We start from the raw sequence: 26,020 nt of genomic DNA on the forward strand, positions 1-26,020 counted from the left end.
CACATTGTGCCCCGCCCTTCACATCCCGAGCGCGTCCGCTCCGTTCCGTGCCCGAGCACGGGACGCGAGGCATGGTCCTTGAATTCCCCGACCGCCTGAGTTCCCGCGCACCGTGGGAGCACTCCGGAGGCCTGTTCCCCATGATGACCGCCGCGCTCCTCGCCCTTCTGCTCACCCAGACGGGAAACACGGAGGCACCCCCCGCGCCCGAAACCGCGCTCCGCTCGCTGCCGATGCTCGGCGCGAAAGAGGAGCCCATGCCCGTGCTGAGATACGGCGCCCCCACCGAATGCACGCACCTCATGCCCACGCCCCAGGCCCCGGTGCTTCGGTACCGGGTGCAGTGCGATGAGGCCACGCGGCGCTGTCTCGCCGCGCCCCAGAAGGAGTTGAACGCGGATGGAACCGAGAGCACCCGCACCCTGGAGCGCGTTCCCGGGTGCAACGAGCTCCCCAATGTGAGCCGACAGCGCGCGGAGGCCGGCTTCGTCTTCGTTCCCGCCATCGCCGAGACACCTCCCGGCTGGTACCGGGACGAGCGCGGCCGGGTGATGCAGTTCAACTTCGATCTGCATCGGCGCGTGTGGCTCGGAGGCGGATGGACGCCCCAATGGCGCCAGGGAGAGGAGCGGGCCCTGTCGCGCGGCCGCCTGGACTTCGGCATCGTCACCGAGACGCCGGGCTGGCGCTCGCGGCGGGTGCATCGCGTCACCCTGTTCGACACCGAGCTGGTACTGGGGGAGCAGTCCTCGCTCGACGCCACGCTGCTGCGCTACGACACCAATGCCCGGCCCACCCAACCGTTCATCCGCGTCTCCACCTTCATCGGCAAGCCCCGCCGCACCGATCTCAGCCTCGACCTGGGCACCTGGCTGGAGGTGTTACACCTGGAGCAGGTGCGGCGCGGAGGCATCGACACGAGCTTCCTCACGCTCGTCGGCGGACAGCTCACGCTGGACCTGTGGCACTCGGTGGACCTGTCTTCCTACGTGCGCGTGCGCGCGGGCCCCTCGCTGGAATATGACCGCACCCACTCTTTCTTGACGCTCGTTCCCGGAGCGGCCCTCGAGGGAGACCTGACCCTGGATGACAACGGCTTCCACCACCTCACCGCCAGCGCCGAGACGGAGAAGATCCTCCTCGCGAAGCGGGTCGACGGACGCCCCTTGCGTCCGGAGCGGCTGCGGCTGCGCGCCGGCTACGAGGTCATCCTCCTGGCCATCAACGATCAGCCCGTGAGTCTCGTGCTCGAGGGACGGGGCCAGTGGCGCGACGATCTCGGGGGCGTCCCCCCGGCCTGGGAGTGGTCCGCCCATACCGGACTGCGCTTCTCGCTGTGGGCGCCCGCTCGCCGCTCCGCCACCTCGATGACCGCCCGTTGAGCCGAGGCCTGGGATGCTCGCACTCGCGCTCACCTTGTTGCTCTCCGCGGGCCCGGTGGAGCGGGCCCCGTGCTCCGCGGTGGACGCGGCCGGGGACTCCTTCGCCACCTGCTTCGATCCGGGCCAGGGCTGGTTGCTCGGCGCCGGGCTCCAGGGGACGGACACGGGATTCACGCCCGAGCTGCGCACGGCCTTCCTGCTGCGCACCGCGCGGACGAGCCACAGCAAGGCCACCCCCTGGCTCAACACCCACCGCCTGCTCGTCACCGAGGCGCGAGGAGGCGCCTCCCGGCGGGGTCTCACCGCCACGCTCTACGAGGGCAATCTGCGCCGCCACCTGACGGAGGGGTTCATCCTCCTGCCCACCCTGCCCCCGGTGCGCATTCCCTTTCCCTTCGATCTCACCGTCTCCGTGCGCGCGGGCCACTACGAGCGGCGCGTCTGGGAGGGCGCGGGCTGGACGCTGGAGACGGGCCGGGCGGCATTGCTGGTGGATCCCCTGCGCTCGTCCTCGGCCAGGGTGTGGCTGGGGTTGGGTCCCGCCGCGAGCCATCTGCTGCGCGGCACCCCCGAGGGAACCACCCAGGAGTTCTCTCCCTTCACCACCCTGCTGCTCGACGCCGGCTACGAGACGGACGACGGCTGGTGGGTGACACGCGCCACGGCCCTCGCCGGGTGGACGATGGGATTGGATGGCTCGATGCGACTGAGGACCCGCGCCGAGGCGAGCCTCGAACGGCTGCTCCTCGCCGTGAATGATCAGCCGCTCTGGCTCCGCCTCTCCGCGACGCACGTGCACGCGGACGCGGGCGTGCGCCGGGGGGATGAATGGTCCGTGGGACTGGGCATCACCGTGAGGGCCTGGAGCGCCCGGTGACGCGCGGGCCTCACGGACAACGCAGTACCGCCGTGGAGGCATTGCCGGTGTTGCGCTCGTCATGCTGCTGCTTCGGCCAAGGCGCGTCCGCGTCCAGCCCGGCGCTGTCCACCACGAGCGCGTGCAGCTCGTTGTAGACGGAGGCGTAGAGGACCCCGGGACGGCCCGGAATGGGCGAGCCCTGGGCGTCCCGCGTGCAGTCGAGCACGGGCGGGGCCAGGGGCGTCTCCTCCTCGCCGTGCGGGGACCACTTCCACTGGAGGGACAGATCCGTGGCCGACCAGACGCCCATCTCTCCGGAGCGCATGGCGTAGACGAGCCCGCCCTGCCCCAACGTGGGCGCCAGCTCCTTGGCGAGGCCCCGCTCCTTGGACAAGAGGGGCAAGCCGCTGCCCCCGAGCGGGGCCCGCACCAGACGGCCCTCCCGGCCATCCACGCCGAACACCACGCCGCCCGCGCCCACGCTGGGCATGGAGACCGGTCCGCCCGAATAGCGCGACACCGCCGCCTGCGTACCACTCGTGTGCACCGTGCTGATGCCTCCGGAGCTGGAGGGCTCGTCGATGTAGCCCTCGCCCATGACGATCAGGTCATCGAACACGGCCAGCCCGTTGACCCCCGACGAGGAAGCGGACGCGATGGGCCATCCGGAGCGGGGCGTGAAGGAGCCGGTCGAGACACTGAGCGCCCGGGACGAGGGGCCGGAGTAGTAGAGGGCCCCGTCCCGGAACACCAGGTTGCCCCGCTCGGAGGGCTTGAGCTCCCGCTGGACGAACTGACACTGGGGTGCCGAGCCGGACGCGCCACCAGTCAACGCGAGGAACGCCCCGGTGGCCCCGCCGTACGTCGCCGTCATCGCGCCCTCCACGCCACCGCCCACGTCCCCGAGCACGAAGGAGTCGAACCACTGCCTGGCGTTGAGCCTCTGCGGGCATTGCCCCAACAGGCCCCGGGTCGCCACGTCATAGACGTACAACTGGTGGCCCCCACCTCGATCGCTCTCCCCATACCAGCGCACGTAGAGCAGTTCGCGCCCATCCGCCTGGGGGCTCACCACCGGCGCGCCTTCTCCCTCCAGGGGCGAAGTCCACAGCGCCCGTCCCTCGGGGCTGAGCGCGATGAGCTCCGTGAAGTAGGTGGTGACGTACACCGTTCCCTTGGCGCCAATGCCGGGCGCCGAATCCAGGGAGTTCTCCTCGTTGTCGGAGTTGGCGTCGAACACGGCATGGGCCCACTTCCACCGCGTCACCGGCAGGGCCTGCTCGTGCACGGTGGTGAGGCCGGCCCGGGAGCGCGCGGTGGCCACGAAGGTGAGCATTCCCCGCGAGGCATCGAGTCTCGGCTTCCAGAGCGGGAGCGCGGCCCTGACGCACTGGCGCGCCGCGCAGCCCTCGGAGAAGGGCACCGCGTCCACCCGCACTCCCTGCCCGTCGGTTCCCTTCACCTCGAGCACGAGTGGCACGGACGAGTTCGTGCTCAGCTCCACCGGCACTTCCTGATCCCTCCGCCAGGCCGCGGGCAGGGGCCGTCCGTCCAGCCCCACCTCCGTGTACGTCGTCCTGCCCTCCGGCGCCGGGCTCTCGGGCGGAGGGGGAACACTGACCCCCAACGTCGGGGGCAGTCCATCGTCGGGCTCGGGTTCGGGTTCGGGTTTGGTGCCCGAGGGTGAGCAGCGGCCCGACACACACACGTAGCCCTTGGCGCAGGCATTCGAGTCTTCACAAGAGAAGGGGCCGAGCGTCGAGAGATCCGGCACGGTGCAGGCCATCAGGCCTCCCACCGCGCAGAGGAGCCAGGGAAGAGAACGCCTCATGGAGAGTCTCCGAGGGAAGAGGAATCCGCGTCCCCGTCATGCAGCAGCCAGGAGACGAGCGCACCGGCGGCGGCGAGTCCCGCGCTCCCCAGGAGGATGTTGGCCACGCGGGCGCTGCCACGTGCCTCGTCCAGCCGGACGGCGGCATCGGACTGCCGGGAGGCCTCGCGCGCGGAGGCGATCTGCCCGCGAGAGGTCCATCCGAAATAACCGCCCATTCCCCCCGCCACCACGCCCGTGCCGAGCAGCACCCAAGGCAGGACGGGCGCGCGAGCGGAACGAACCTCCACCTGGGGGGCCAACTCCGGCGCGGGCGCGGGCGCGGCGGGCGTCAGGAGGGGCGCGGCGGCCTGCTCCGGACGATCGCTGGAAGCCACCGGAGCCGGCGCGGGAAGGGACGTGATGACCTCGGGCTTTGGCTCCCGGGCCCGCGCGCTCGCCAGTTCCCTGCGCACGCGGGTCCTCACGCTCTCGAGTTCCTTCTCCACCTTGGGAGGAACCATGAGGGGCAGCGTGGCCTCCGGCTCCTTCAGCAGCGCCGCCCGGAAGGCACTTCGTGCCCGCTCCCAGCGGCCCAGGTTGGCGAGGATGATGCCTTCGTGGAGCGACACCTGGACGTCCTGCCGGGCGTCCTGGGCCAGGGTCCGGGTGTGCGCCAGCTGGGAGAGCGCGGCCTCGTATTCGAGGCTTTCATAGAGGCGGATGGCCTGCGCGAGGGAATGGTCGAAGTCGTCCGCCGCCCGGACGGGGAGCGGAGAAAGACACATGCAGAGCAGCACGAGCACGAGGTGCTGGCGCCAGGGCCGGAGGAACATGGGGCGCGGATCATAGCGCGTCCCGACGGTCAGCCGCGCCGCAGGATGAACTCCCGGTCCCGGACCCGGCCGACGGGGAACTCGTACTCCCCGGCCTTGTGAAATCCATAGCGGGCGTAGAAGCGCTGGGCGCGCAGATTGCCGGACCAGACGCCGAGCCACAGCCGCCGTCCGCCTTCCGGATCGAGCCAGGCGAGCGCGGTGTCCATCAATCGTGGCGCCAGGCCCGAGCCGTGCAGCTCGCGCCGGACATAGAGGGCCTTCAACTCGCCCTCGCCCGGCCGCGCCTCGGGGTGCGGCAGGGCGTTGTTCCCCGCCGTGACGTAGGCGACCCCCTCGCCGCCGCGCTCGGCCAACCAGACACGCCGGGAGGGATCCGCGATCACCCGCGCATAGGCCTCGGGCGTATAGGACTGGGCGAAGAAGGTGGCCAGGTCCTCCTCCGGGTACGGAATCCCGAAGCCCTTCACGAAGGTATCCAGGAAGGTCTCCCAGCCCAGGACGGAGAGCGGCCCCGCGTCATCCGGCCTCGCCACGCGAATCACGATGTCGGTCATGCGCCGCTTACAGCCCAGGCCACCGGGAAGCACAAGGTGGACTCAGGGCGCACGCGGACGGCGGCCGAAGTCCTCACCGCCCGGTGTGAGCCGTCCATACACCGTGTTGGCGGGCGACGGACCGAAATAGACGGCGTCCACCGGGCCATACACGAGGGGCGTCCCGGTGTCCGACAGGATGTTTCCATCGAAGAGGCCCACCTCACCGCCCTCGGAGGCGGACAGGGTGAAGGGCAGGTGCAGGGGGCCCTTGGACGTATCACCGTCCGCCACCAGGCGCAGGCGCTGGCCTGGCGCCAACGTGCGGGCCGGCAATCGAAACCGGACGACGGCCCGCAGATCATTCGTCAGCTCATGGCCCGCGAGCGACAGCTTGGAGGAGCCCCGGTTGTACAGCTCCACATAGCCCGCGCTTCCCGCCGCCACCTCCTGGATGACGAGGGGACCCGCGCCTTGGGCCCGGAGCGTGCTCAGGGCCTGGAGCAGGAAGGCGCGGCGCTCGCGCACGTACGTGCGGATGTACTCGCGCGTGTGCGCCAGGTGCTCGAGCGAGACGTAGGGATCCCTTCGCATCTCGGGCTCCACCAGCGCCCAGAGCGCGTCGAGGTGGGCGTTCGCCCGCGCCTCGGAGAAGGGACCCGAGAGCGCGGCCTCGAGCTTCGCGATCATCCGGGCGCGCAGGGCGGGCCGATCCCAGAGGCGGGTGTTGAGCACGCTCCAGGTGGGCTTGTGGGCCGGACGCTCGTGCACGCGCTGCTCGTACAACTGCTGCACCACCGGATCATACAGGCTGAGGGCCTGGGGCCACCGGTGGGTGATGGGCGGATCCGTGGGCGCCCACGTGCGCCAGTGCAGCATCACCGCGTTGTTCAAATCCCACGGCGTGTACTGCCACCGGTCCTTGCTCGTCTCGTGAATCCAGTAGCTGCGCGAGTCCTCGATGTAGTTGTTGGAGATGAGCATGTCCCCGACGAGGTTGCCCAGGTACGCCTCCACGTCCACGCGCCGCGCCAGCTTCGCCTCGAAGTCCGCGTCGTCGCTGCGATTCACCCAGGCGAGCAGCGCCTCCAGATCCGCGCGCCCCGACGCCTCCTGGGTCTTCTTCTCGAAGTCGGTCTGGTGGGAGCCCGGATGGAGCGTCAGCTCGCAGTTGCGGTGGCCGCAGCGGTAGATGGCGGCCTTCTTCTCCAGGCCATGCTGCTTGAGGTACTCCTTCCCCACGTGCTCCATGTCCAGGTAGAGCCCGTTGTGCTGGCCGTTGATGCTCACGCGCACGTAGCGGGCGCTCGGCACCGGCAGGCCCATGGCGGTGTAGAGGTCCACCGCGAACTTCTCCGTGAGTTTGCCGCTGTCCGACCAGCTCGCGAGCAGCTCGAAGTGGTCCCGGTCGTCGAGGTCGTAGCCGGAGTCCAGTTCGACCTTGAAGCTCTTCTGGGGCAGGGTGCGTGTGCTGGCGCCCCGGTAGCGCACCTGACCCGGAGCCTTCCGGCCATCGAGCACCATCACGACCGGCACGGTCGCCTCCGACGTGGGATCCTCGTCCAGCCGCGCCAGGTCCGCCGCGGAGATGCGCAGCTCGACCACCGGCACCCGGGCCTGCACACGCGGATAATCACCCCGCGAGAGAACATCCTCCGCCGCGAAGGAATGCGCGACGATGGGACACAGCAACCCCACCATCAACACTCCCCACGCTCTCCGCCATCGCGCCATGAACCCCCCCGTGAAGCCACGTCCTGATGTGCAGAAGCCATGCCCCGCAGTGCGTTCCCTGGAGGAGCGGAAAAGGGCAGCCCGGAGCGTCCGAGGGCATACCCCCGGGGACGACGCCATGACCCGAGAAGACGAATCACCGACCACACGGAGGGAACCCGGACATCTTATGCTCGTCCTCCCGTATCCACGAGTCCGGTCAGGAGACGTGCATGGAACGCAACACACGGTCGGCGCCCGGGGGCTTCTCGCGCGCGGTGACGCTCTTGTGCCTGCTCACGATGATGACGAGCGGCTGCCTGGGTCACCTCTACGAGATTCCCCGCTCGGAGATGGAACGGCTCGTGCGCACGCCAGCGCAGGAGCGCGGACGGGAGGTGTACGCGATCCAGCAGTTCTCAACCACATCGGATCCAGAACCCGCCATCGCCTGGGAGCCTCCGCCGGGATCGCCTCCGCCGGGCTACCTCGTCACCCACCAGGGACACTGGGTGCCGTCGTTCTACGTCGATACCTATGGCCTGCCCTACTACGAGCCGCCCGTCTACCAACGGCCCCCGCCCACCTCCACCGAATTGCCCTCGGGGAGCGTCCATGGGGCCTCGCCCGTGCCCCAAGGCTCGTCCGGGGGTTCGAAGGGCTCCGGAGGGGGATCCTCCGGCGGCGGCTCGCTGGGCAACCTCCAGGGCATCGACAAGCTCCTGGTGCTCGTCGTCGTCGTGGGCGTGGTGGTCGGCGTGAGCCTGGCCGCCACGGAGGGCGCGCGCTACGAGGGCTCGGTCGCGGTGCACCCGCACCACCCGGTGCACCTGGTGGACCTCCGAGGCAAGCACCGCATCGTCCCGCTCGATGAACTCGTGCCGGGAGACCTCCAGAACCTCTCGGAGGCCATGATGTCGGGAGAGGAAGGCGCGGGCATGTGGCTCAACGGCTCCGCGCCCCTCAACCGCAAGGGATTCTCGTACCAGTTCGGCGTGGGCAACGACAGCCTCGCGCTGCCGGGTGGACAGAGCCACCGTGAAGCGGGGTTCCGCTTCGCGCTCGGCTATTACCCCGGCAAGACGTTTGGCCTGCTCGCCGACACCCGGCTGCAGTTCGACTCCGATGCGTTCAGCGCTTTCTACAACGTGCGCCTGGGCCTCGAGGCCCAGTGGTACCCCATCCACCTGTGGCGGTTGCACCTGGGACCCTTCGTCGGCGGGGGCCGGGCGTGGTCCGCCACCGAGGGAGGCGCCCTGCCCTCCACGGCGGCCTCCCGGCCCTACGTCACCTTCGGAGGGCTCGCCGAGTTCGATTTGACCACGCGCCTGGGTCTCACGTTCCGCTGGACCCAGGACTGGTTGCCCAACTCCCGCCCGGAGCTGAACGGTTTCGTCCACTCGTGGTCGCTCGGGCTCGCCGTCTACTGAGTGCACGCTGGAAGAAATGGCTTTCCTCGCGGAGGCCATGCCCCTCATCCGCACCTTTTAATCCGGGTTGACGGGTTCTTCTCGACCTCCTATGAGTATGAGAAACCCAGAGAGGTTTCCCATGTCATTGCCTGGTCATCGACGAGCGCGGCCCCTTCTTCTTGGCATCATGCTCCTGGGAGGCGTGGGCTCCGCCATGGAGGCAGTCACGATGGCGCCGCCATCGGACGCACCCCGGGCCGAGCTGCACGAGATCATCGGGAACGTCACCCAGGCGAATGCGCGCCGGTACGGAGCGAGGGACAGCGCGGGCCGCACCATGGACACCGCCAAGCTCATTCAGGATCCCGCGGGCGGGTACCTGGCCGTCTACCATACCTATATCAACGGCAACCCACGCGTGAGCGTGGCGACCTCGTCCGACCTCATCAACTGGACCTTCCGCCGAGAGCTCGGCACGTCCGCCTCCCAGCCCCACCTCATGGCGCTGAACAATGGCGCCTATCTGATCGCCTGGGAGCAGGAACCGAGCAATCACCTCGCGTTCCGGTACTACGCGAACCGCGGGGATCTGCTCAATGGCGTGGCCTCGCGCGGCTTCGACGCGCCCCGCACCTTGTCTTCCTGCGCCGAGGGGACGCCCAACATCTATTCGGTGACCCTGTCGCCGGACATCGACCACTCGACCATCGACGTGGGCGCCCACTACTACTGGAATTGCGACCGGGACCGGCAGCAACGCGGACGGTTGACGAACTTCAGGTCCTGGAGCACGAGCGCCCAGGGCAACGTGGACAACGCCTTGTTGCACTGGGGCGTGGGAGGCAACATCGGCGACAGGGACGCCCTGAACTACAAGGGCTACACCTACGGCGTCATGGAGGGGCAGTACACCAAGAACGATTTCGGTTCCTGGCGCTCCTTCATCTACGACTACCAGACGGGAAACGCCGAGCCGCTGAACATGCGCACCGATGGCGGCAGCACGGCGTTCGCCAATCCGTCCTTCACCGCGTTGACCGCGCCCAACGGACAGCGCGCCATCGCCGTCAGCATGTTCCTGCCCAGCGAAGGCGCGAAGCCAGGAGAGGCCGGCCAGTTGATCTACTACCGGACCTACTGACTCCCCTCCGGGCTCGAGCGTCAGCGCGTGGCCGCCGGGGTCACGCATTTACAACAAGCTCCGATTCGATGAACTCCGGAATAACCAGTAATTTCCATTGCGGGCTCGACTTGATCGGCGCAGGATGCGGGCCATGAACATGACACTCCAGGGTGGACGTACGGGCCGTCGCATGAACGAGGGATCTCGCGAAGCTCGTGTTTCATTGCCTCCAAGACGCGCGTGGCCAGGCCAACTGGCGCTGGCACCGCTGCTCTTGACCGCCACGGTCCATTGCGGCGCCGGGACGACGTCGCACGAGAACGCTGGCGAGAGCGATACGGACGCGTCGCGGGGAAGCATGCTCGCGGCGTCGGAGTGCACGCCGGGCACCTCTGGCAATCCCATCGTGGCCGGCTGGTATGCCGATCCAGACATCAAGATCTACAATGGCGTGTATTGGGTCTATCCGACGTACTCCGCGCCTTATGAAGCACAGACCTATCTGGATGCCTTCTCATCCACTGATCTCATTCACTGGACGAAGCACTCCAAGGTGCTGGACAAGGCGAACGTGTCCTGGGCCACCCGGGCAATCTGGGCGCCGTCGCCCATCTTCCGCAACAACACCTATTACCTCTACTTCGGCGCCAACGACATCCAGAACGATGGACAGCTGGGCGGTATCGGGGTCGCGAAGTCCAACAACCCCGGTGGGCCCTACGTCGACGCGATTGGCCGCCCTCTGATCAGCAAGTTCATCAACGGCGCACAGCCGATCGATCAGAACATCTTCATCGACGATGATGGCCAAGCCTATCTCTATTATGGCGGTTGGGGCCATTGCAACATCGTCAAGGTCAACAATGACATGATCAGCCTGGACAACTCGTCCTTCAAGGAGATCACGCCATCGGGCTACGTCGAGGGCGCGCTGATGTTCAAGCGCAAGGGTAAGTATTACCTGATGTGGTCCGAGGGCGGGTGGACCGGGCCGGACTACCGCGTGTCGTATGCCGTGGCCAATTCGCCGATGGGACCCTTCCCCAAGGCGGGGACGATCCTCAGCCAGAACGCGGCCATTGGTAAGGGCTCGGGACACAACTCGGTGGTCAACGTCCCCGGCACGGACGACTGGTACATCTTCTATCACCGCCGTCCGCTCGGAGAGACGGACGGGAATCACCGCGTGCTCGCCTATGATCGCATGTACTTCAACGGCGACGGGACCATCCAGCCGGTGGAGATGAGCAGCCAGGACAACTTCTGCGACGGCAACGCGCTGGGCTGGACTCCCTATGGCGGGACGTGGACCGTGTCGAACGGTCGCTATGCCACCCAACAGAACCCCGACGCCAAGGCCTTGCTGGACACCCACTTCTCCGCGCTGGCCTATGAGGCCGATGTCACGCCGGGCGCCTCGGGGGACGCTGGGTTGTTGTTCCGGGTGAGCAATCCGGGAGCGGGGCTCGACGCCTACAAGGGTTACTACGCCGGCATCGCCGCGGGCAGCGACAGGGTGGTGCTGGGCAAGGCGAACGCGGGAGCCTGGACCGAGCTCGCGAGCGCCGCCGCGACGATCGATCCGAACGTCACCTACCACCTCGCGGTCGTGGCCAACGGCGACCGCATCTCGGTCTATCTGAACCACTCGACGACCCCCATCCTCACGGCCACCGACGCCACGTATGCCTCGGGAGCGGTAGGAGTCCGGGCCCATGACAGCGCGGCCGCGTTCGACAACGTGAAGGCAACGAAGCCGCCCGGGGTCATCTTCTACGCGGACGGCGGGTACGGCGGCCTCGGGATCTCGCTGAACGCCGGGAGCTACACGCTCGCGCAGCTCAACGCGGCGGGCATCCCCAACGACTGGATGAGCTCGCTCCGGGTGCCCGCTGGCTGGACGGTCCAGGTCTATCAGCACAACGATTTCGCCGGGACGATGTGGACGTTCACGGCGGACACGTCGCTGCTCCCGGCGGAGGCCAACGATCAGATGTCGTCGGTGAGGATCTTCGCGCCGTAGCCCTCAGGTGGGCGAACGCTGGACGTGGGCCAGGAGCCCGCGTCCTGCGGCCAGGTCGATTCCTTGTGGCGAGAAGCGCGAGCCCGGGTTAGCCCGGGTGTTCGCGGCAACCGCCGCCGCGGGGAGGAAAAACAATGGAGTACCGCAAGCTGGGGCACAGTGGCCTGAAGGTGTCCAACCTGTGCCTGGGAACGATGACGTTCGGCGAGCCGAGCGAGAGCTCGATGATGCACGGGGTGGCGGCCGACGAGAAGACGTCCTTCGCCATCATGGACCGCGCGCTGGAGGCCGGAATCAACTTCTGGGACACGGCCAACGTGTACGGCAACGACGGGCTCACCGAGCGAGTGCTGGGCAATTGGTTCACCCAATCCAAGCGGCGCGACGAGGTGGTGCTGGCCACCAAGTTCCGCTTCCGCATGGGCAAGGGACCCAATGACACGGGGGCCTCGCGCTACCAACTGCGCGCCGCGGTGGAGGGCAGCCTGCGCAGGCTCCAGACCGATCGCATCGATCTGTACCAGGTGCACATGCAGGACATCGACACGCCCGAGGAAGAGACGCTCCGGGCGATGGAGGACCTGGTGCGGCAGGGCAAGGTGCTCTACATCGGCGCGAGCAACTACGCGGCCTACCGGCTGGTGGACAGCCTGTGGACGAGCAAGACGCAGCACCTCTCTCGCCACGTGGCGTTGCAAGCCCAGTACAGCTTGGTGGTGCGCGAGCTGGAGCGCGAGCACGTGTCGGTGTGCGAGCAGTTCGGTCTGGGCATCCTCCCCTGGTCTCCCCTGGCGGGCGGATTCCTGTCGGGCAAGTACCGCAAGGGCCAGCCACCGCCGGACTCCTCGCGCCTGGCCAAGTGGAAGGATCGGCTCGCCGGCTTCGACACGCCCCGCCACTGGCGGATCCTCGAGGCGGTGGACGCGGTGGCCGCCGAGCTGAATGCCTCGCCCTCGCAGGTGTCGCTGGCATGGCTGCTGCGCAAGCGCGCCGTCACCTCCGTCATCTTCGGCGCGCGCAACGTGGAGCAGCTCGAGGACAACCTCAAGGCCGCCGAGCTGAAGCTGGACGACGCCCAGATGAAGCGGCTGGACGAGGCCAGCGCCCTGGAGCTGGGCTACCCGTACGACTTCATGCAGAGAGTCCAGGGCCGGTGGTGATCAGGAGATTTTAGAGCCCAGCTGCGCCAGGGCGGCCTTCACCCAATCCGTGAGGGACGCGGTCGCGAACGGGGTGGCCTCGCGCTTGGGGTACTTCTTCTCGAAGTACCCCACCGCGACGACGCCCATGGCGAAGGCGGTCCCTCCACTCGCCGCGCCCTTGACCAGCCAGCCCACGAGGGGAATCTGTCCCACCGTCTCGCCCACCACGGCGGTCGCCACCTTGCGCGCGACGATGCCGGTGCCCAGCGTGGGCACGAGGGCCAGGGCCTCGCCGAGCGTGAGCTTCTCTCCGTAGATGCCGGCCACGTGGTAGATCATGTAGGCCTCGATGGCCGACGTGAGCGCCGTGTGCGCACCAGGGATGGGCATCGGAATGGCCGCGGCCGCCGCCGCGCGTGTTGCACTCTCCTCGACCCAACTGCGTGCCGCCTTCTCCGCGTTCATCGGTGTCCCCTTCATCCGGACCAGGATTCTGGTGGCGAACGCTAGCCTGAGTTCGCCTCCCGCGTCGAACCCGAGCCTCAAGGGGTGGAGCGCCCGCCGATCTCCGGGAATCGCTCGTAGGCCCCTTTCAGCGCGTCCAGGTGGACGGGGTTGTCCAGGTCGAGCGGCGTATCGGTGAGCGGGACAACCCACCCGCCCGTCGCCGTGCGCCGCGCCCGTGACAGCAGCTCCGCATCACGGGCCGGGTCCGGGAACCCAAAGCCCCGCCAGCGCAAGCCGCGCTGTGGAGTGTGCGGCCGGCTCGCCCCAGGCTACGATACGAGCCCGGCGCGGCTGTAGCGTCACCTTGCCCTGGGGCAAACCATCTTCTGGCTAAATGATGCTCCACACCGGGTGAGCTGTCGCGAGCGTGGGGTAAGCGTCGAGCGGGAGCCCTGGGCCGTGCACGACTCGTCCTTCACACGCGCCTTCGAGGAGTCGGTGGCCTGGCAGGCACCAGGCCATGGACGTGCCCTCCTTCTCGATGGGCCCCTTGTTCTTCTCATGCCCATGCGGGGGAAGGAGGGCTTTCTCCTCTGTTTCCGGCTGGAAGGAGAGGCTCAGGGAAGCAGGGCGGCTGTCGGGCTTGGGCGATTCGTCAGGGAGCCATCTCCAATCTGCCCAGAGTTGTTGCGCCCCCACGAATAGGCGGAGCCATTGGTTTTCACCGCCATGGTGTGTGATGTTCCGATGGCGAGGGCCGTCACGCCGGAGAAGCCAGAGACCTGGTAAATCGTGCTTCTGCTGAGTGTGGTCCCATCACCGATCTGTCCATAGTCGTTGTGGCCCCACGTATACAGGGCGCCACTCTTGCTATAGGCTGCGGAAGTATTTCCACCGGCGGCGATGCGCGCGGCGTTGCTCAGGTTCGCGACGACAACGGGTTGTGAGCTGTCCGTGGTGCTGTCGTTGCCGAGCTGGCCGTACTGGTTGTCACCGCAAGCCCACGCGGTTCCGGTCACATCCAGCAACACCGAGTGATTCGTGCCAGCTGCGACGCTGACGCTCCCGAAAATATCTGGAACCTGGGAAATGAACGAGCTGGAATGCCCGACACCAGAGGTGTAGTCACAGAGTTGCCCCTCCTCGCCGCTTCCCCAGGCATAAGCGCTGCCATCCCGCTGGACCGCCAGGGAATGATTGGCGCCAGCCGCTATCGAAACGACGTTGTCGAGATAAGGGACCAGGGCGGGGGTGCGGCGATCGGTCTGGGTTCCATCACCGAGTTGGCCCATGTGATTTCGTCCCCAGGCATAGACCTTCCCGTCGAATCTGAGCGCGAGAGCATGAGTTGCACCCGCGGAGATGGCCACAATGCCACTCACGCCCGGAACCGGAACTGGGAGGAGCCGGTTCGTGATGGTGCCATCGCCGAGTTGGCCGTAGGTGTTTTGTCCCCAAGCGAGAACGGTTCCGTTTGATGCCAGGGCAAGCGAATAGTCGGTTCTGGCCGAGACCGAGACGATGCTCGACAGAGTGCCCACACCGGACGGGTTCTTGACTGGAACAGGCGCCAATCGACGCAAGGGGGTACCATCGCCGAGTTGACCGGATGTATTGGAGCCCCAGGCCCACACGGTGCCGTCCCATTTGGCGTAGAGGGTATGACCATTGCCGCCGGCTATACTCATGATCCCGGAAGTGAGCGGAGTGGCGACCGGCGAGGAACGGTTCACCGTCGTGTTGTCACCAACTTCTCCGAAGTAATTATAGCCCCACCCCCAAACGGTATGGCTCGAACCACTGATTGCGTGGGAGTGATCGTACCCTGCCGATATCGCTGTGACCCCTGTGATATTCCCTACGGGGACGGGCACAAGGACGTCGGTCGTGGACCCGTTGCCGACTTGCCCGTAAACGTTGTACCCCCATGCGACAACCGTTCCATCGGACTTGAGGGCCATTGAGTGGTGCCTTCCTGCTGCCACGCTCTTGATGTTGGTCAGGCCGGATATACTCACGGGAATGGTGCTGGCAATGCGGGTGTTGTTCCCGAATTGGCCCCGGTCATTGGCCCCCCAGACAGCCACGGTTCCGTCTGCTTTCAAGGCCATGGAGTGGTAGAATCCAGCGGAGATCGACACGACATCGAGCAGGTTCACGACCTGCACGGCGGCCTTCTGGTTCACCGGCATTCCATTCCCGAGCTGGCCATATACATTGGAGCCCCATGCCCAAACCGTTCCGTTTGATTTCAGGGCGAGCGTATGGTATGGACCCGCGGAAATCGCGACGACATTCGTGAGAGGTGAAATGATGCCGTCGACCGACTGCACCTGCGCCGGAGTGAGTCGAGTCGTGGTCGAATTATCTCCAAGTTGGCCAGAGCCATTGTGGCCCCATGCCCAGGCTGTTCCATCCGACTTCAGTGCGAATGATTGGTAGTCCCGGGCCGCGATGAAAATGACGTCGGTCAAGGAAGACACCTGAACAGGAGTGGACCGGTTCGTCGTGGTGTTGTCTCCGAGGCTGCCCGTGGAATTGAGGCCCCATGCCCACACGGTTCCGTCGGACTTGAGTGCCAGCGAGTGATCGTTGCCTCCAGCGACGGCGACGATGCTGGTCAGGCCGGGGACCTGGACCGGCGAGGGTTGGTCGGACGTCGAGCCGTTGCCGACCTGTCCATGCGTGTTTTTCCCCCACGCCCAGACAGTTCCATCTTGGCGAACAACGAGTGAATGATGATACCCATCCGCGAGCCTTATGGGCGTTCCGCGGGCTTCAATCGTCTGCCTGGCCTCTTTGAAATTCTCGTCGGTGTGGGTTGCTTCCTTTTCGTCGGCGCCAACGCAGCCTCCCATGACGATCAGGAGAAGAACGGCATGGCAGGCCGCCCAACAGGTATTGATGGACATCGCCTTTGTCTTCATTCGAAAAACTCCTCTTCTCTTTGCAGCGGGAGACGCAATACACACACGAGTTGCTTCTCTCCACGGGGGTGGATTTCGTTGATGGCGCTAGATGACAAGGTCAATCGAACCAACCCTCACGTTGTCCGAGCTTCGGTATGAGCGGGATTCGAGCTGGCCGTGCGACTGGAGGGGGATGCCGAAGAGTCTGATTCCGCACGTTCATGCCTGGGACAACAGCAAGCAGCGGGCCAACCCAGCCATTGGAACGATTCAGAGGGGAGTCCTCTGGAATGAGCCACTGGCGGGAGGCGAAACCGGGGGAGGCCGCGTCCCCGGCGACGCATCAGCGTTCGGAGTGACGCGGACTCAATGAACCGTCATGTGGCGTTCCGACGCCGCGCGTCGCGGCGTGTCGCCATGGAGGGGCGGCCGGGCGGCCCATTCACGGAAAGGGCGGAGGTGGAGACGTCTCCTCAGGCCGCGGAAAGCCGCTCCAGCAGTTGCGCGGCCTCACGGTAGTCCACGGTGTCATCGCCGCCGTGGATCTTCGCCATGGCGGTGGAGAGGAGCTCGCGGGCTCGTGCCCGTGAATCTTGCTGTTCCAATAATCGAGCCATGCTCTTCGCGGCCCTCAACTCGAAGAACGCCGCTTTCGACTCACGCGCCTTGGCCAGGGCCCGCTCGAACCACTCCATCACCTGGGTGTCGGGCTCTCCTCGGGCCCGCAGCAACTCCCCCTTCTGCCTGAACAGCTCTGGGAGATAGAAACTCTCCACGTACGTCTCGGCCAGGTGGATCGCTTCTTCGACGCGCGTCAGGCCTCGCTCGTAGTCGCCCGAGGCCATGTGGATGTCCACCAAGTTGGACAGATGCCAGGCGCGCATCTTGAATTGGATGGCCTCGAAGAAGGCGGAGCCCTGCTCGATCTCGCGGATCCCCTCGTCGACCTGCCCCTGCATGGCAACAGCCCACCCCTGGCTCTGCCTGACCATCGCCAGCCAGAAGGGAAAGCCCTGTTCGGCACACATGGGGATGGTGCGCTCGTTCAACTCCCTGACCTTCTCATGCTCCCGCAGGAGCCGGTGCGTGATACTGGCGAAGGTTCGCGCGAGTGCTTGCGCCAGGGGATCCGATTGTTGCTCGGCCTGCGCGAGCGTGCGGGCAATGAATGCGCGCGCCTTCCCGATCTCGCCCGTCAGCGCATACAGCCATTCCAGATGGGCCAGGGAATGCAGGCCATGGTCATCTCCATAGGTCCGTACCAGCACGTCGTGGAGCTCTGGAGAGTAAAGTTGCGTGGAGCGGTGGAACTCGGCTCGCGCCTCCTCGAGCCTCCCCGAATAGAAGAGCACGAGGCCGTGGCCGTGGGCGCTCGTAATCTCGTTCAGGGGTGTGGGATGGGTGCGAGCGGCTTCCAGGAGCTCACGTGCATAGACCAGGGTGGGTGCCAGCTGGCTGGCCGTCAGATGCACCACCATCAGGGTGTAGAGCACGGGCACAAGCTCCGGTGGCTTCCCCAGGTGTGAGCACAGCTCACGCGCACGCAGGCAGTTTGCTTCCAGATCCTTCGAGCAGTAGCCGCCGGTGACGATCAGTGCTCCACTCATCGTGGCGCGCAGCTCCAGCTCCATCCGGTCTCGTGCCCGAGGCTCGGAGAGTGTGGAGGCCAGCTTGATGGCGTGCATCAGGCTGCTGATGGCTTCCGGATAGGCCGCGCGCTGCATCGCTTTCTGCCCGGCCTGGTGCAGAGCGTGCGCCGCCTTCTCCGCGTGTCCGGCTTCCTCGTGGTGCCGGGCCAGCAATTCCGGGCGGCTCTCCACCACCTCTGGAAAGCGCTCCTCCAACGTGCGGGCGATCGTCTTGTGCATCTCCCGCCGACGACTCTTCAGAATCGACGCGTAGGCCGCATCCTGGATGAGCGCGTGCTTGAAGAGATAGGTCATGCCACGCGCACCGCGGCGACGTTGGACGAGATCCGTTTCCATCAGGATGGCCAGCTCTCTCTTCAGAGCCGTCTCCTCGCGCGCGGAGACCGCCCGCAGCATCTCGTAACTGAACTCCCGCCCCAGCGCCGCTGCATACTGGGCGGTCTCCCGCGCCGGGCCCAGCCGGTCCAGTCGAGACATCAGCAGGTCCCTCAGGGTGGTGGGAATGGCTGGCTCGGGCTCGCGCGTGGGCGCCCCCTGCCCTTGAGCGGGCCAGTCGTCCAACATCACCCGGGTGAGCTGCTCGACGAAGAGGGGGACGCCATCGGCGCGGCTGGCGACCTGTTCAATGACCTCGCGCGGCAGGGTCATGCTTCCGGCGAGCCCCGCCACCATCCGCTCCACTTCTCGGGGTTCCAGTCGGTTGAGCCGGAGCTGGAGGAACCGCGAGGTCTGCCAGGGCGCGGAGAATTCGGGGCGGGCGGTGAGCACCAACAGGAGGTTGGTGGGGGCGAGTTCCTCGGAGAGGTGGCCGACCAGCTCCAGCGTCGTCGGGTCCGACCAGTGCAGATCCTCCATCAGCAGCAGCACCGGGTGCTCCGTGGTCATCTCGAAGAAGAGCGAGATGAGCGCGTTGAAGGTCAGCTCCTTGTGGCGTTGCGGTGAGACTTCCAACGGTGGGTGCCGCGCGCCGAGCGGCAGGTTGAGCAGGGGGGCGAACAGCGGCATCGTCTGGGCCAGGTTGAACCCATAACGTGACAGCAGCGCCTCGAGCGCGCCCAGCGAGCGCTCGGCGGACCAGTTGCGCTGAATGCCCAGCAGACGCTCGAGCAATTCCACCACCGGGCGCAGAGCGCTCTGGCGGTTCTCGGGGGCGCACCGGCATTCCAGCAGCAAGTGGGGAGTCTTCCCCGCCTGCCGCATCAGCTCCCGCACCAGCCGGGACTTGCCCATGCCCGGCTCGCCGATGATGAGCAGGGTCTGCCCCTGTCCTTGCCGCACCTGGATCCAGCGCTGCTGGAGCAGCTCCAACTCCCCGGCGCGGCCGAACAAGGGCCGCTCCTCGCGGCCAGGGGTCACTGACTCCGCTTGCAGTGCACCATACAGACGGGAGATGCCCGGGCCATGGGCGCCCGGTATTCTTCCGGAGAGGGTAGCGGGTCCCAGGAGATAATGCTCGCGCAGCAGTGGCGCCGTGTGTGCGCTGACGAGGATGGTGCCAGGTTCCGCCATGGCCTCCAGCAGGGCGGCCTCTCGTGGCGTCTGTCCAACCTGGACCATGCGGCCGAGAGCGTCAGTCTGGGGCTCCCGATAGATGACGAGGCCGGTGTGCAGGCCCACGCGAAGCGCCAGGCGCGGACCCTGGGACGCGGCGAGCCCGACACCGCGCTGCTCCACCTCCGCCGCCATCTCCAGCGCGGCTCGGGCCGCGCGCCGCGCATCGTCCTCCGCGGCATGGGGAAGCCCGAAGTAGATCAGAACCCTGTCTCCCAGGGCACCTCCCACGGAGCCGCCAAAGCGTCCCGCCACCTCCACGCAGGCTTCGTACTGGGCCCGCAGCAGCTGGTCCAACTCCTCCACATCGAGCACCTCGGAGCCCTCGCCAGGGACCGCCAGCCCGCAGCACACCGCCGTGACCTGACGCAGCTCGCCGTGGCTGTCCGCCATCGGCTCCGTCCTGACGGGGCCCGCCGCGGCTCCTCCCAGCCGACCTTCGCGCAGGCCTGCCTCGAGCTGCCGCAGCAACTCCGGGGCGGTGACGTTCCGCTCCCGCGCTTCCTTGACCAGGACCCGCTGGAGCAGCCGACCCAACCAGTTCTCCTCCAACTCGGGCGGCAGTGACAACGGGTCGGGGCCGAGCTGCTTGTAGAGCACTTCCTGGAGCGTGTGCCCCTTGATGACTGGCTGGCCGGTGAGGCACTCCAGGAAGATGAGGCCCCAGGAGTACAGATCCGAGCAAGGCGAGGCGGGATCGCCGCGGAGCTGCTCGGGGGCGGCGTAGGCCGGAGTCCCCAACCCTTCCCGGCTCAGGGTGACGGGCGTCTTCGTTTCCTGGTTCCCCTCGGGGAGGAGTGTGCCCAGCCCGAAATCCAGGACTCGTGCGTGGCGCAGCACCCCGGTGGCCGTCACCATGATGTTTTGAGGCGTGAGGTCGCGGTGGACGATGCCGTGGCCGTGCGCGCACGCCAGCGCGTCGAGCACCTGCATCATCAGCTGCACGGCGTCCCATGGACCGAGTGCTCCCTGTGCGGCGAGCACCTCGGCCAGCGTCTGTCCTGGAACGAGTTCGAAGACGGTGTACAGCAGCCCCTCGCTCGTGCTCCCCGAGTCGATGAGCCGGACGATGTGGGGGTGATGGAGCTGAGCACACAGCCGCATCTCCCGCTTGAAGCGAGCCACGGCAGGCGCGCTCTCGTTCTGCCACTGTCGCAGCACCTTGACCGCCACCTCCTGCCCGGTGACGAGCTGGCGCGCGCGGTGGATTTGCCCAAAGCCTCCTTCGCCCAGGATGGAGAGAATTTCGTAGCGCTGCTGGAACACCGTGCCAGGCGAGACCAGGGAAGAGGAGATGTTCTTCATGGTTTTTGAGCGGGGCGAATCGAGGAGGGGCGGGCTACCGCTTCGTCTCTGGCTCCGCGTCGAGCAGATCAGAGAAAGGGAAGCCCTGCGAGCCCAGTGCCTCGTAGAGCGAGGCGACTTTTTCCAGCTCGCGGCGAAGCATGCGCTGGTGGTTGCGGCTCTTCACCACCTGCTCCTTGCCCAGGAGTCGGTACGCCTCTTCCCTACCGAGTCTGCGAGCAGCGACCGCGAGCACGATTCCCCGAAAGGCCTCGGTCATATCCAGATCGAGCGCGCGGGACTGGGGGCGCTGCGCCTCGGTGACGAAAGCAGCGGCGGCTGAGAGGAGTTGCTCCGTGAGTGGCCGCCGCTCGGAGGGCTCCTCGTAGCTGAGCGCCTGGATGACGTGACGGCCCTGGAGTTCCATATTGGGCGAGGTGGCCTGTCCCACCAGCGCCAGGGTGTAGGCGCGACGGAGTACATTGTCGAGCTGCCGGAGGTTGCCTGGCCAGCTGCGTGAGCTCAGGAGCTGCTCAGCCTCGTTTGTCAGAACTGCCCGCCCCTCTGATTTGCTCTCACGGTGCCGCCGCTGAAGCATGTAGCGCGCCCAGAGCGGGATCTCATCTCGCCGCTCATCGAGTGGAGAAAGAAGGATGGGGAGCACATGGATACGGTAGAAGAGATCTTCGCGGAAGCGGCCTTCTCGAACGGCGGCGCGCAGATCCACATTGGTGCCGATGATGAACCGGACATTGGCCCGGCGCTCGCTTCCGCTGTCCCCCAGCACGCGGTAGGTGCGACGCTCAAGCACCTGGAGCAGCCCGGCCTGGGCGCGAAGCGAGAGCTTGTCGATCTCGTCGATGAAGAGTGTCCCCCCCTCGGCGCGTGCGATGCTCCCCTGGGTGTCCCGCAGGGCGTGGGTGAAGGCCCCCTTACGCCAGCCGAAGAGCTCCGCCATCTGCAACTCCTCGGGGACATTGAGCAGCTCCAGCACTTCGAAGGGGCCCGTCCTCTGGGCCGACTGGGCATGGCACCAGTGCGCCAGGCGGGACTTGCCCACGCCCGTGGCGCCAGACAGCAGGAGCGTCTCGTCCTGAGCGGCGAAGATGCGCAGCATGGGCAACATGCCAGACAGGGTGGCTCCCACCACGGGCAGGAGCGGATCCTCCGGAGGTGTGGCAACGGGGCGGGAGGGGAGGTGGAGCAGGTAGGGAGCCGAAACATCCGCCAGGAACTGCAGGGTCTTGGCGCACTGGGACCAGATGAACTCCCGGCCCATGGCCGCCGGGCACTTCGCCTCAAGCGAAACCATCCCCTCGATATTTCCTCCCGGGGATCTCAAGGGGAGCACGCAGACGTGGGTCACCTGGCGCTCGAGGAACCGCTGCCGGCTTCCCTCGGTGGAAAACCCATGTCTTGGAGTGGCCAGGCGCTGCTGCTCCTGAGGAGCCTCGCAGGGCCGGATCAGGCCGAGGTTGACGTCGATGGCAATGGCCCGGCGATGCTCGACGACGGAGCGCCAGGCGGTCGCGGAAGCCAGCAGCGAAGGGGATAGCGTCCCGGTGGTTGTATCCAGCTCTTGCCAGAGGGAGTCTTGCCCTGGCTCCGGGGTGCGTTCGAGGATGGCCAGACGGCGATAGCTCGCCTCGGGCCGGAGGTGCAATGCACCCCGAAGAATCCTGCCACTTTCAGCGAAGCCGCTGGCCGCGAGTGTCCTTTCAGCCGTTTCCAGCATGGAGCGCAGCACCCTGGCGGCCGCTCCCTCGAAGGACTGCTCAACGATGAGGGTGGCCAGGAGATTCGGGGGTTCTTCGCTCACGACGCTGGCTCCTTTGGATTCAAGCGGCTTGGTCACGGGTGGAGGCTTGAGTGCACGCGGCATTCACTCCAGGTTCAAGAGTATACCAAAGGTGGAATCCAGGAGGCGGCTGGTTACCGCGCTGCTCTCGCCGCACCTTCAAGCGGACGGGGAGCGCGGCGGGACCGAACGCCTGCTCGGATGATTGGGGGCGAAACGAGGTCGGCGGAGCGTTCGGTGGGAACTCGCCATCGACCACAAAGGGGAGCCAGTTCCACCGGAATCACCGGGGACCAGGGGTCCACCCAGCGCGGCCGGAAACTGGCCGGGTCATCGCGTCGGCTTGCGGCTGGTGCTTGGGGGTCGAGCCGCCCTCTACCGCGAGGCCCCGTCCGCCCAGGCATCGGCGACGGCGAGCAGGTCGCGACCTCCTTCCAGGCCGACCTTCAGACACACCAACCCCGTGGAGACCCGCTCGATCAAACCCCATTGCCAGATGGGTCCAGGGTCGATGCCGGTCAGCTCGGCGAGGCGGCGGCAGCGACGGTCGCCCAGCTCCCGCGGATCGCCGAGCAACAACTCGGGAGTCCACTCTCGCATGAGGATGCCGAGGTCATAGGCCCGCTCGATGAAGAGGCCCTCGGGATCGACGAACTTGAAGCGTTCCGGCCCCGCGCCGGGGACGCGCAGCGTGTTCCAGGGATGGGCGTCGCCATGGGACAGCACGGCCCGCGTCGGATCGAAGCTCCGGTGGCGCTCTTCGGCGTAGCGGAGCGCCACCTCCACGGTCCGCTCCGGGCAAGGGTGCTCCAGTTCGTGCCAGGTCGTCTCGATGAACTCGGCCAGACTTCGCGCTTTCTCGGCGCCGTTCATGAAGGATGACCCTTCATGCAGTGGCGCCCAGGCCTCCTGGAGGGTTGCGCAGAGGAACTCGAGTTGGGTGTCCACCGACCACCCGAGCTCGGCCATCGGAGAGCCGAGCCGCTCCAGCAACATCGCGCCCCGCGCCTGATCATGTCGGAGGACCTCGACGTAGCCACGGCCCCGCGCGGCCAGCAAGACCTGGAGTTCACTCGCGGCCGAGGCCTGTCCCGGACGGGCCACCTTCAGCACCGCTTCGCGACCGTCCGCCCGCGTGACTTCCGCCACGAAGGCCGCCGTTCCTCCCGTCAGCGTTCGGCCGAGCGACAGCTCCCATTCGGCTGTCAGGTCGGTGACAACGCCCGCGAGCCTCGCGAGCCAGGCCTCTCCCGCCGGTCCTTCCGCGAGCGCCTTGAGCCGCACGGGCTCGGGGATGTCCAGCACGAGGTCTCCCACTCCGGCGACTTCAGCCAACGTCGGCGCGGGTGTCAACGGACGCGGGCCATGGGTTGCTGGCAGCCGTCGAAGTGTGTCAGGCCGGGCCCTGGCGCATAGACCCGACGGCTTGACCTCGCTGTCAGCCGCTTTCTGTAATCGACGGGTTTGGGCTTCCATCTCGGGCGGTTCGCCCGGAGAGGTGCGGCAATGTCTAGGCACTCTGTCGATACTCGCCCCGTGGACACACGGCGGCCCCTGCGCGCGGGTGCGCTGGCGCTGGCGGCACTGATGCTGGTGACAGCGTGCACCACGGGGGCCCCCATGGGTGGAGGGTTGACGGCATCCCCTTACCGTCCACCCGTGCCGCACGACTCGCCCGAGCCATGGGCGCTGGAAGCGGAAGCCGAGGACTGGAGCCAGGGAGAGGCTTTCTTTGCCAAGCTGACCACGGACTTCGCGCCTGTGCAGGTGAGCGACGCTGAGTTTTCAGCGGCCATGACAATGCTTTGGCTTAACATGCCGCTTCGGGTGGCCGCGCCCCATCCCCCGCTGTATGTCGGCCGTAGGCTGGCGTTGGCCTCCGCGCCCTTGAGTGGCGAAGCGTGGCAATCAGACCTGGCCCGGTCCTATGGGCATTTTTGCGAGCGGTGCGGCACTCCAGGGGATTGCCTGACGCTGTTTGAAGACGGGCCCCGCATTTAGGATGACGACAAACGAAGCCTTGCGCTCGCCCTGGCGGTGGGCCCTGCCCTGGAAGGCGCAAGCGCGGAAGTGCGGGCCATGCTCGACCCTACGCGAATGCTCGCGATGATCAGCATGAGCATCACGGTTTATATGGCGCTGCTGTTGGCGCCAGTGCCCGAGCCGATAACGAAGGGCGCGGCCCTGGTGTTTAGTGCCGCCCTATGGGGTTACCTCGGTTATGAATTCTTTGATTTGCTGCGGGCCTATGCGCGGCTTTACGAAGATGCGCCCCGGGCCTCCACCTTTGCGGAACTGCGCGAGATTGGCGAGCGTTTCGGGCGTGTCATCGGCCCCAACAGTGTGCGAATTCTCGTCATCGTGGGGACGGCGGCCATTGGTGAAACGGTGGCCCTTGCTTCCAAGGCCCCAAAGCTCCCCGGATTCGCGCAAGCGTCGGAGAGAGTCGCGACTCGTACCGGCTTGGGCCTGCTGGAGACGGCAACCGGAGCCGAGCGCCTTATTGTCTCTGTGCCCGAGGGGACGATCCGCGTGGTGTTGGCGCCTCATGCCGTGGCCATGGTGGCCCGGGGCGTTGGCGCTGGGAGTCCTGCGCCGACTCGGGGTAAGCTCCTCCCCAACGGGCACAGGGCGTGGGGGTCGTTTGGTGGCTTCAAATCGGCCATGGGAAAGGCGGGCCCCGGAAAGGAATGGCATCACATCGTGGAGCAGACTCCGGGTAACGCGAAACGGTTCGGGGGCGAGGCCCTGCACAATACCGAGAATGTCATCGCACTAGACAAGGCGCTTCACACACGGGTTGGTGCTCTCTTTTCTCGAAAGATGCTTAGGATTACGGGCTCAAGAATTCTGACGGTGCGGCAGTGGCTCAGCACTCAGTCTTATGAGGCACAACGGGAATTTGGCCTGCTGGCCATTCAGAACGTCAGAAATGGCATTTGGCCATGATTGATTTGCAAGGTCTTGTGGCGGAGTTTACGCGGCATGTACAGGCAGAAACCGAGGCGGCTTGGCGGGGCGACTCCAAGACAGCGAACAAGCATGTTGATCAGTGCTTAGCCGTGTTTGACAAACTGCGGGCTCATGGTGACACCGGACGGGATGCGCTCGCGGTGCTCTTCACGCATCCGCGAATGGACGTGCGTGTGTCGGCGGCGGCGCTGCTGTTGCGCCATCGCACGGCGGAAGCCAAAGCGGTTTTGGAGGAAGCAGCGAAGGGCAAAGGACTGGTCCCTTTTGAAGCATCCCAGGCGTTGAAACGCTGGGAAGAGGGTACATGGGCCCTAGACCCCGCCGACGAGGATGCGGGGCCGCCGGAAGCAGCCCGCCCGGCACCTTCCAGCAAGCGCAGCCGACCACGCACGGAGCGCCCCGCGCCTGACAAACGGAGGGGGAGCAAGCGGGACAAACGCGACGGTTGATCTTGAGAAGAGCAAGCCAGGGCACGACGGCCAAAGCTCGGGGTAATGGAGGGCGACATGGACGCCGCGCCAAGGTGGTTCGAGGTGGCAAGATCTGTAATAAGGTCAAAGTCGCGGAACCAAA

At 66.6% G+C, this 26,020-nt stretch carries 16 protein-coding genes and 2 pseudogenes; 8 read left to right on the plus strand and 10 right to left on the minus strand.

Translation table 11 applies throughout. The annotated features are described in order from the left end of the window. Positions 1-140: 140 nt before the first annotated feature. Both MEBOL_RS02290 and MEBOL_RS02295 read left to right on the plus strand, forming a co-directional pair. Complete coding sequence (locus MEBOL_RS02290; protein ID WP_095975870.1) at positions 141-1,382, plus strand: hypothetical protein; 1,242 nt, start codon at positions 141-143, stop codon at positions 1,380-1,382. Positions 1,383-1,395: 13 nt separating this feature from the next. Further along, positions 1,396-2,259, plus strand: a complete 864-nt coding sequence (locus MEBOL_RS02295; RefSeq protein WP_095975871.1) for a hypothetical protein — start codon at positions 1,396-1,398, stop codon at positions 2,257-2,259. 10 nt (positions 2,260-2,269) lie between these two features. Here MEBOL_RS02295 and MEBOL_RS02300 read toward each other — a convergent pair whose 3' ends face one another. From MEBOL_RS02300 to MEBOL_RS02315, 4 genes are read right to left on the minus strand one after another with little or no spacing between them, the layout of a single operon-like run. Next, a complete protein-coding gene (locus MEBOL_RS02300; protein ID WP_095975872.1) occupies positions 2,270-4,072 on the minus strand; it encodes a PQQ-binding-like beta-propeller repeat protein in 1,803 nt (600 codons plus the stop codon). Continuing rightward, positions 4,069-4,887, minus strand: a complete 819-nt coding sequence (locus MEBOL_RS02305) for a hypothetical protein (protein WP_095975873.1) — start codon at positions 4,885-4,887, stop codon at positions 4,069-4,071. Before MEBOL_RS02305 ends, MEBOL_RS02300 begins: the two co-directional genes overlap by 4 nt. A 29-nt stretch (positions 4,888-4,916) precedes the next feature. Continuing rightward, entirely contained in the window at positions 4,917-5,444 is a 528-nt protein-coding gene (locus MEBOL_RS02310) for a GNAT family N-acetyltransferase (RefSeq protein WP_095982537.1), read from the minus strand. 42 nt (positions 5,445-5,486) lie between these two features. Then, positions 5,487-7,124 (minus strand): CotH kinase family protein, encoded by a 1,638-nt coding sequence (locus tag MEBOL_RS02315; protein ID WP_245919383.1) that lies wholly within the window; start codon positions 7,122-7,124, stop codon positions 5,487-5,489. Positions 7,125-7,369: 245 nt separating this feature from the next. On the opposite strand from MEBOL_RS02315, the gene MEBOL_RS42080 reads away from it, so the two are divergent. The 4 genes from MEBOL_RS42080 (at position 7,370) to MEBOL_RS02335 (ending at position 12,854) form a co-directional block, all read left to right on the plus strand. Continuing rightward, positions 7,370-8,566: a hypothetical protein gene (locus tag MEBOL_RS42080; protein ID WP_095975875.1), complete on the plus strand. Its 1,197-nt coding sequence runs from the start codon at positions 7,370-7,372 to the stop codon at positions 8,564-8,566. Positions 8,567-8,777: 211 nt separating this feature from the next. Continuing rightward, complete coding sequence (locus tag MEBOL_RS02325; RefSeq protein WP_095982538.1) at positions 8,778-9,689, plus strand: hypothetical protein; 912 nt, start codon at positions 8,778-8,780, stop codon at positions 9,687-9,689. 340 nt (positions 9,690-10,029) lie between these two features. Further along, positions 10,030-11,694 (plus strand): family 43 glycosylhydrolase, encoded by a 1,665-nt coding sequence (locus tag MEBOL_RS02330; protein WP_245919385.1) that lies wholly within the window; start codon positions 10,030-10,032, stop codon positions 11,692-11,694. A 134-nt stretch (positions 11,695-11,828) separates the two neighbouring features. Next, complete coding sequence (locus tag MEBOL_RS02335; RefSeq protein WP_095975877.1) at positions 11,829-12,854, plus strand: aldo/keto reductase; 1,026 nt, start codon at positions 11,829-11,831, stop codon at positions 12,852-12,854. Here the strand turns inward: MEBOL_RS02335 and MEBOL_RS02340 are convergent, their stop codons facing one another. The 6 genes and pseudogenes from MEBOL_RS02340 to MEBOL_RS02365 all read right to left on the minus strand — a co-directional run bounded on the left by MEBOL_RS02340 (position 12,855) and on the right by MEBOL_RS02365 (position 23,791). Beyond that, positions 12,855-13,301, minus strand: coding sequence for a DUF697 domain-containing protein (locus MEBOL_RS02340; RefSeq protein ID WP_095975878.1), 447 nt, complete (start codon positions 13,299-13,301; stop codon positions 12,855-12,857). It abuts the gene before it with no gap. A 77-nt stretch (positions 13,302-13,378) separates the two neighbouring features. Further along, positions 13,379-13,567: pseudogene (locus tag MEBOL_RS42515) on the minus strand (DUF5953 family protein); the annotation flags it as partial. Between the two features lie 333 nt (positions 13,568-13,900). After that, the gene (locus tag MEBOL_RS02350; RefSeq protein ID WP_245919386.1) at positions 13,901-16,210 is read right to left on the minus strand and encodes an RCC1 domain-containing protein; all 2,310 of its coding nucleotides are present in this window, start codon (positions 16,208-16,210) and stop codon (positions 13,901-13,903) included. A 455-nt stretch (positions 16,211-16,665) separates the two neighbouring features. Then, positions 16,666-20,697 (minus strand): TOMM system kinase/cyclase fusion protein, encoded by a 4,032-nt coding sequence (locus MEBOL_RS02355; protein ID WP_095975879.1) that lies wholly within the window; start codon positions 20,695-20,697, stop codon positions 16,666-16,668. 34 nt (positions 20,698-20,731) lie between these two features. Continuing rightward, on the minus strand, positions 20,732-22,495 hold the full coding sequence (locus MEBOL_RS02360; protein ID WP_245919388.1) for a sigma-54-dependent transcriptional regulator: 1,764 nt from the start codon (positions 22,493-22,495) through the stop codon (positions 20,732-20,734). 354 nt (positions 22,496-22,849) lie between these two features. Further along, on the minus strand, positions 22,850-23,791 hold the full coding sequence (locus MEBOL_RS02365) for an aminoglycoside phosphotransferase family protein (protein ID WP_218920868.1): 942 nt from the start codon (positions 23,789-23,791) through the stop codon (positions 22,850-22,852). A 189-nt stretch (positions 23,792-23,980) separates the two neighbouring features. Between MEBOL_RS02365 and sitA5 the strand changes: the two are divergent. Together sitA5 and MEBOL_RS02380 are read left to right on the plus strand one after the other, a co-directional pair. After that, positions 23,981-25,423: pseudogene (gene sitA5, locus MEBOL_RS44235) on the plus strand (SitA5 family polymorphic toxin). Next, positions 25,420-25,896 carry a DUF2019 domain-containing protein gene (locus MEBOL_RS02380; protein WP_095975883.1) on the plus strand — a complete coding sequence of 159 codons (477 nt, stop codon included), beginning with the start codon at positions 25,420-25,422 and terminating at the stop codon, positions 25,894-25,896. Before sitA5 ends, MEBOL_RS02380 begins: the two are co-directional and overlap by 4 nt. Positions 25,897-26,020: the final 124 nt, after the last annotated feature.

The sequence above is a fragment of the Melittangium boletus DSM 14713 genome, from assembly GCF_002305855.1.
GTDB classification, from domain to species: domain Bacteria; phylum Myxococcota; class Myxococcia; order Myxococcales; family Myxococcaceae; genus Cystobacter; species Cystobacter boletus.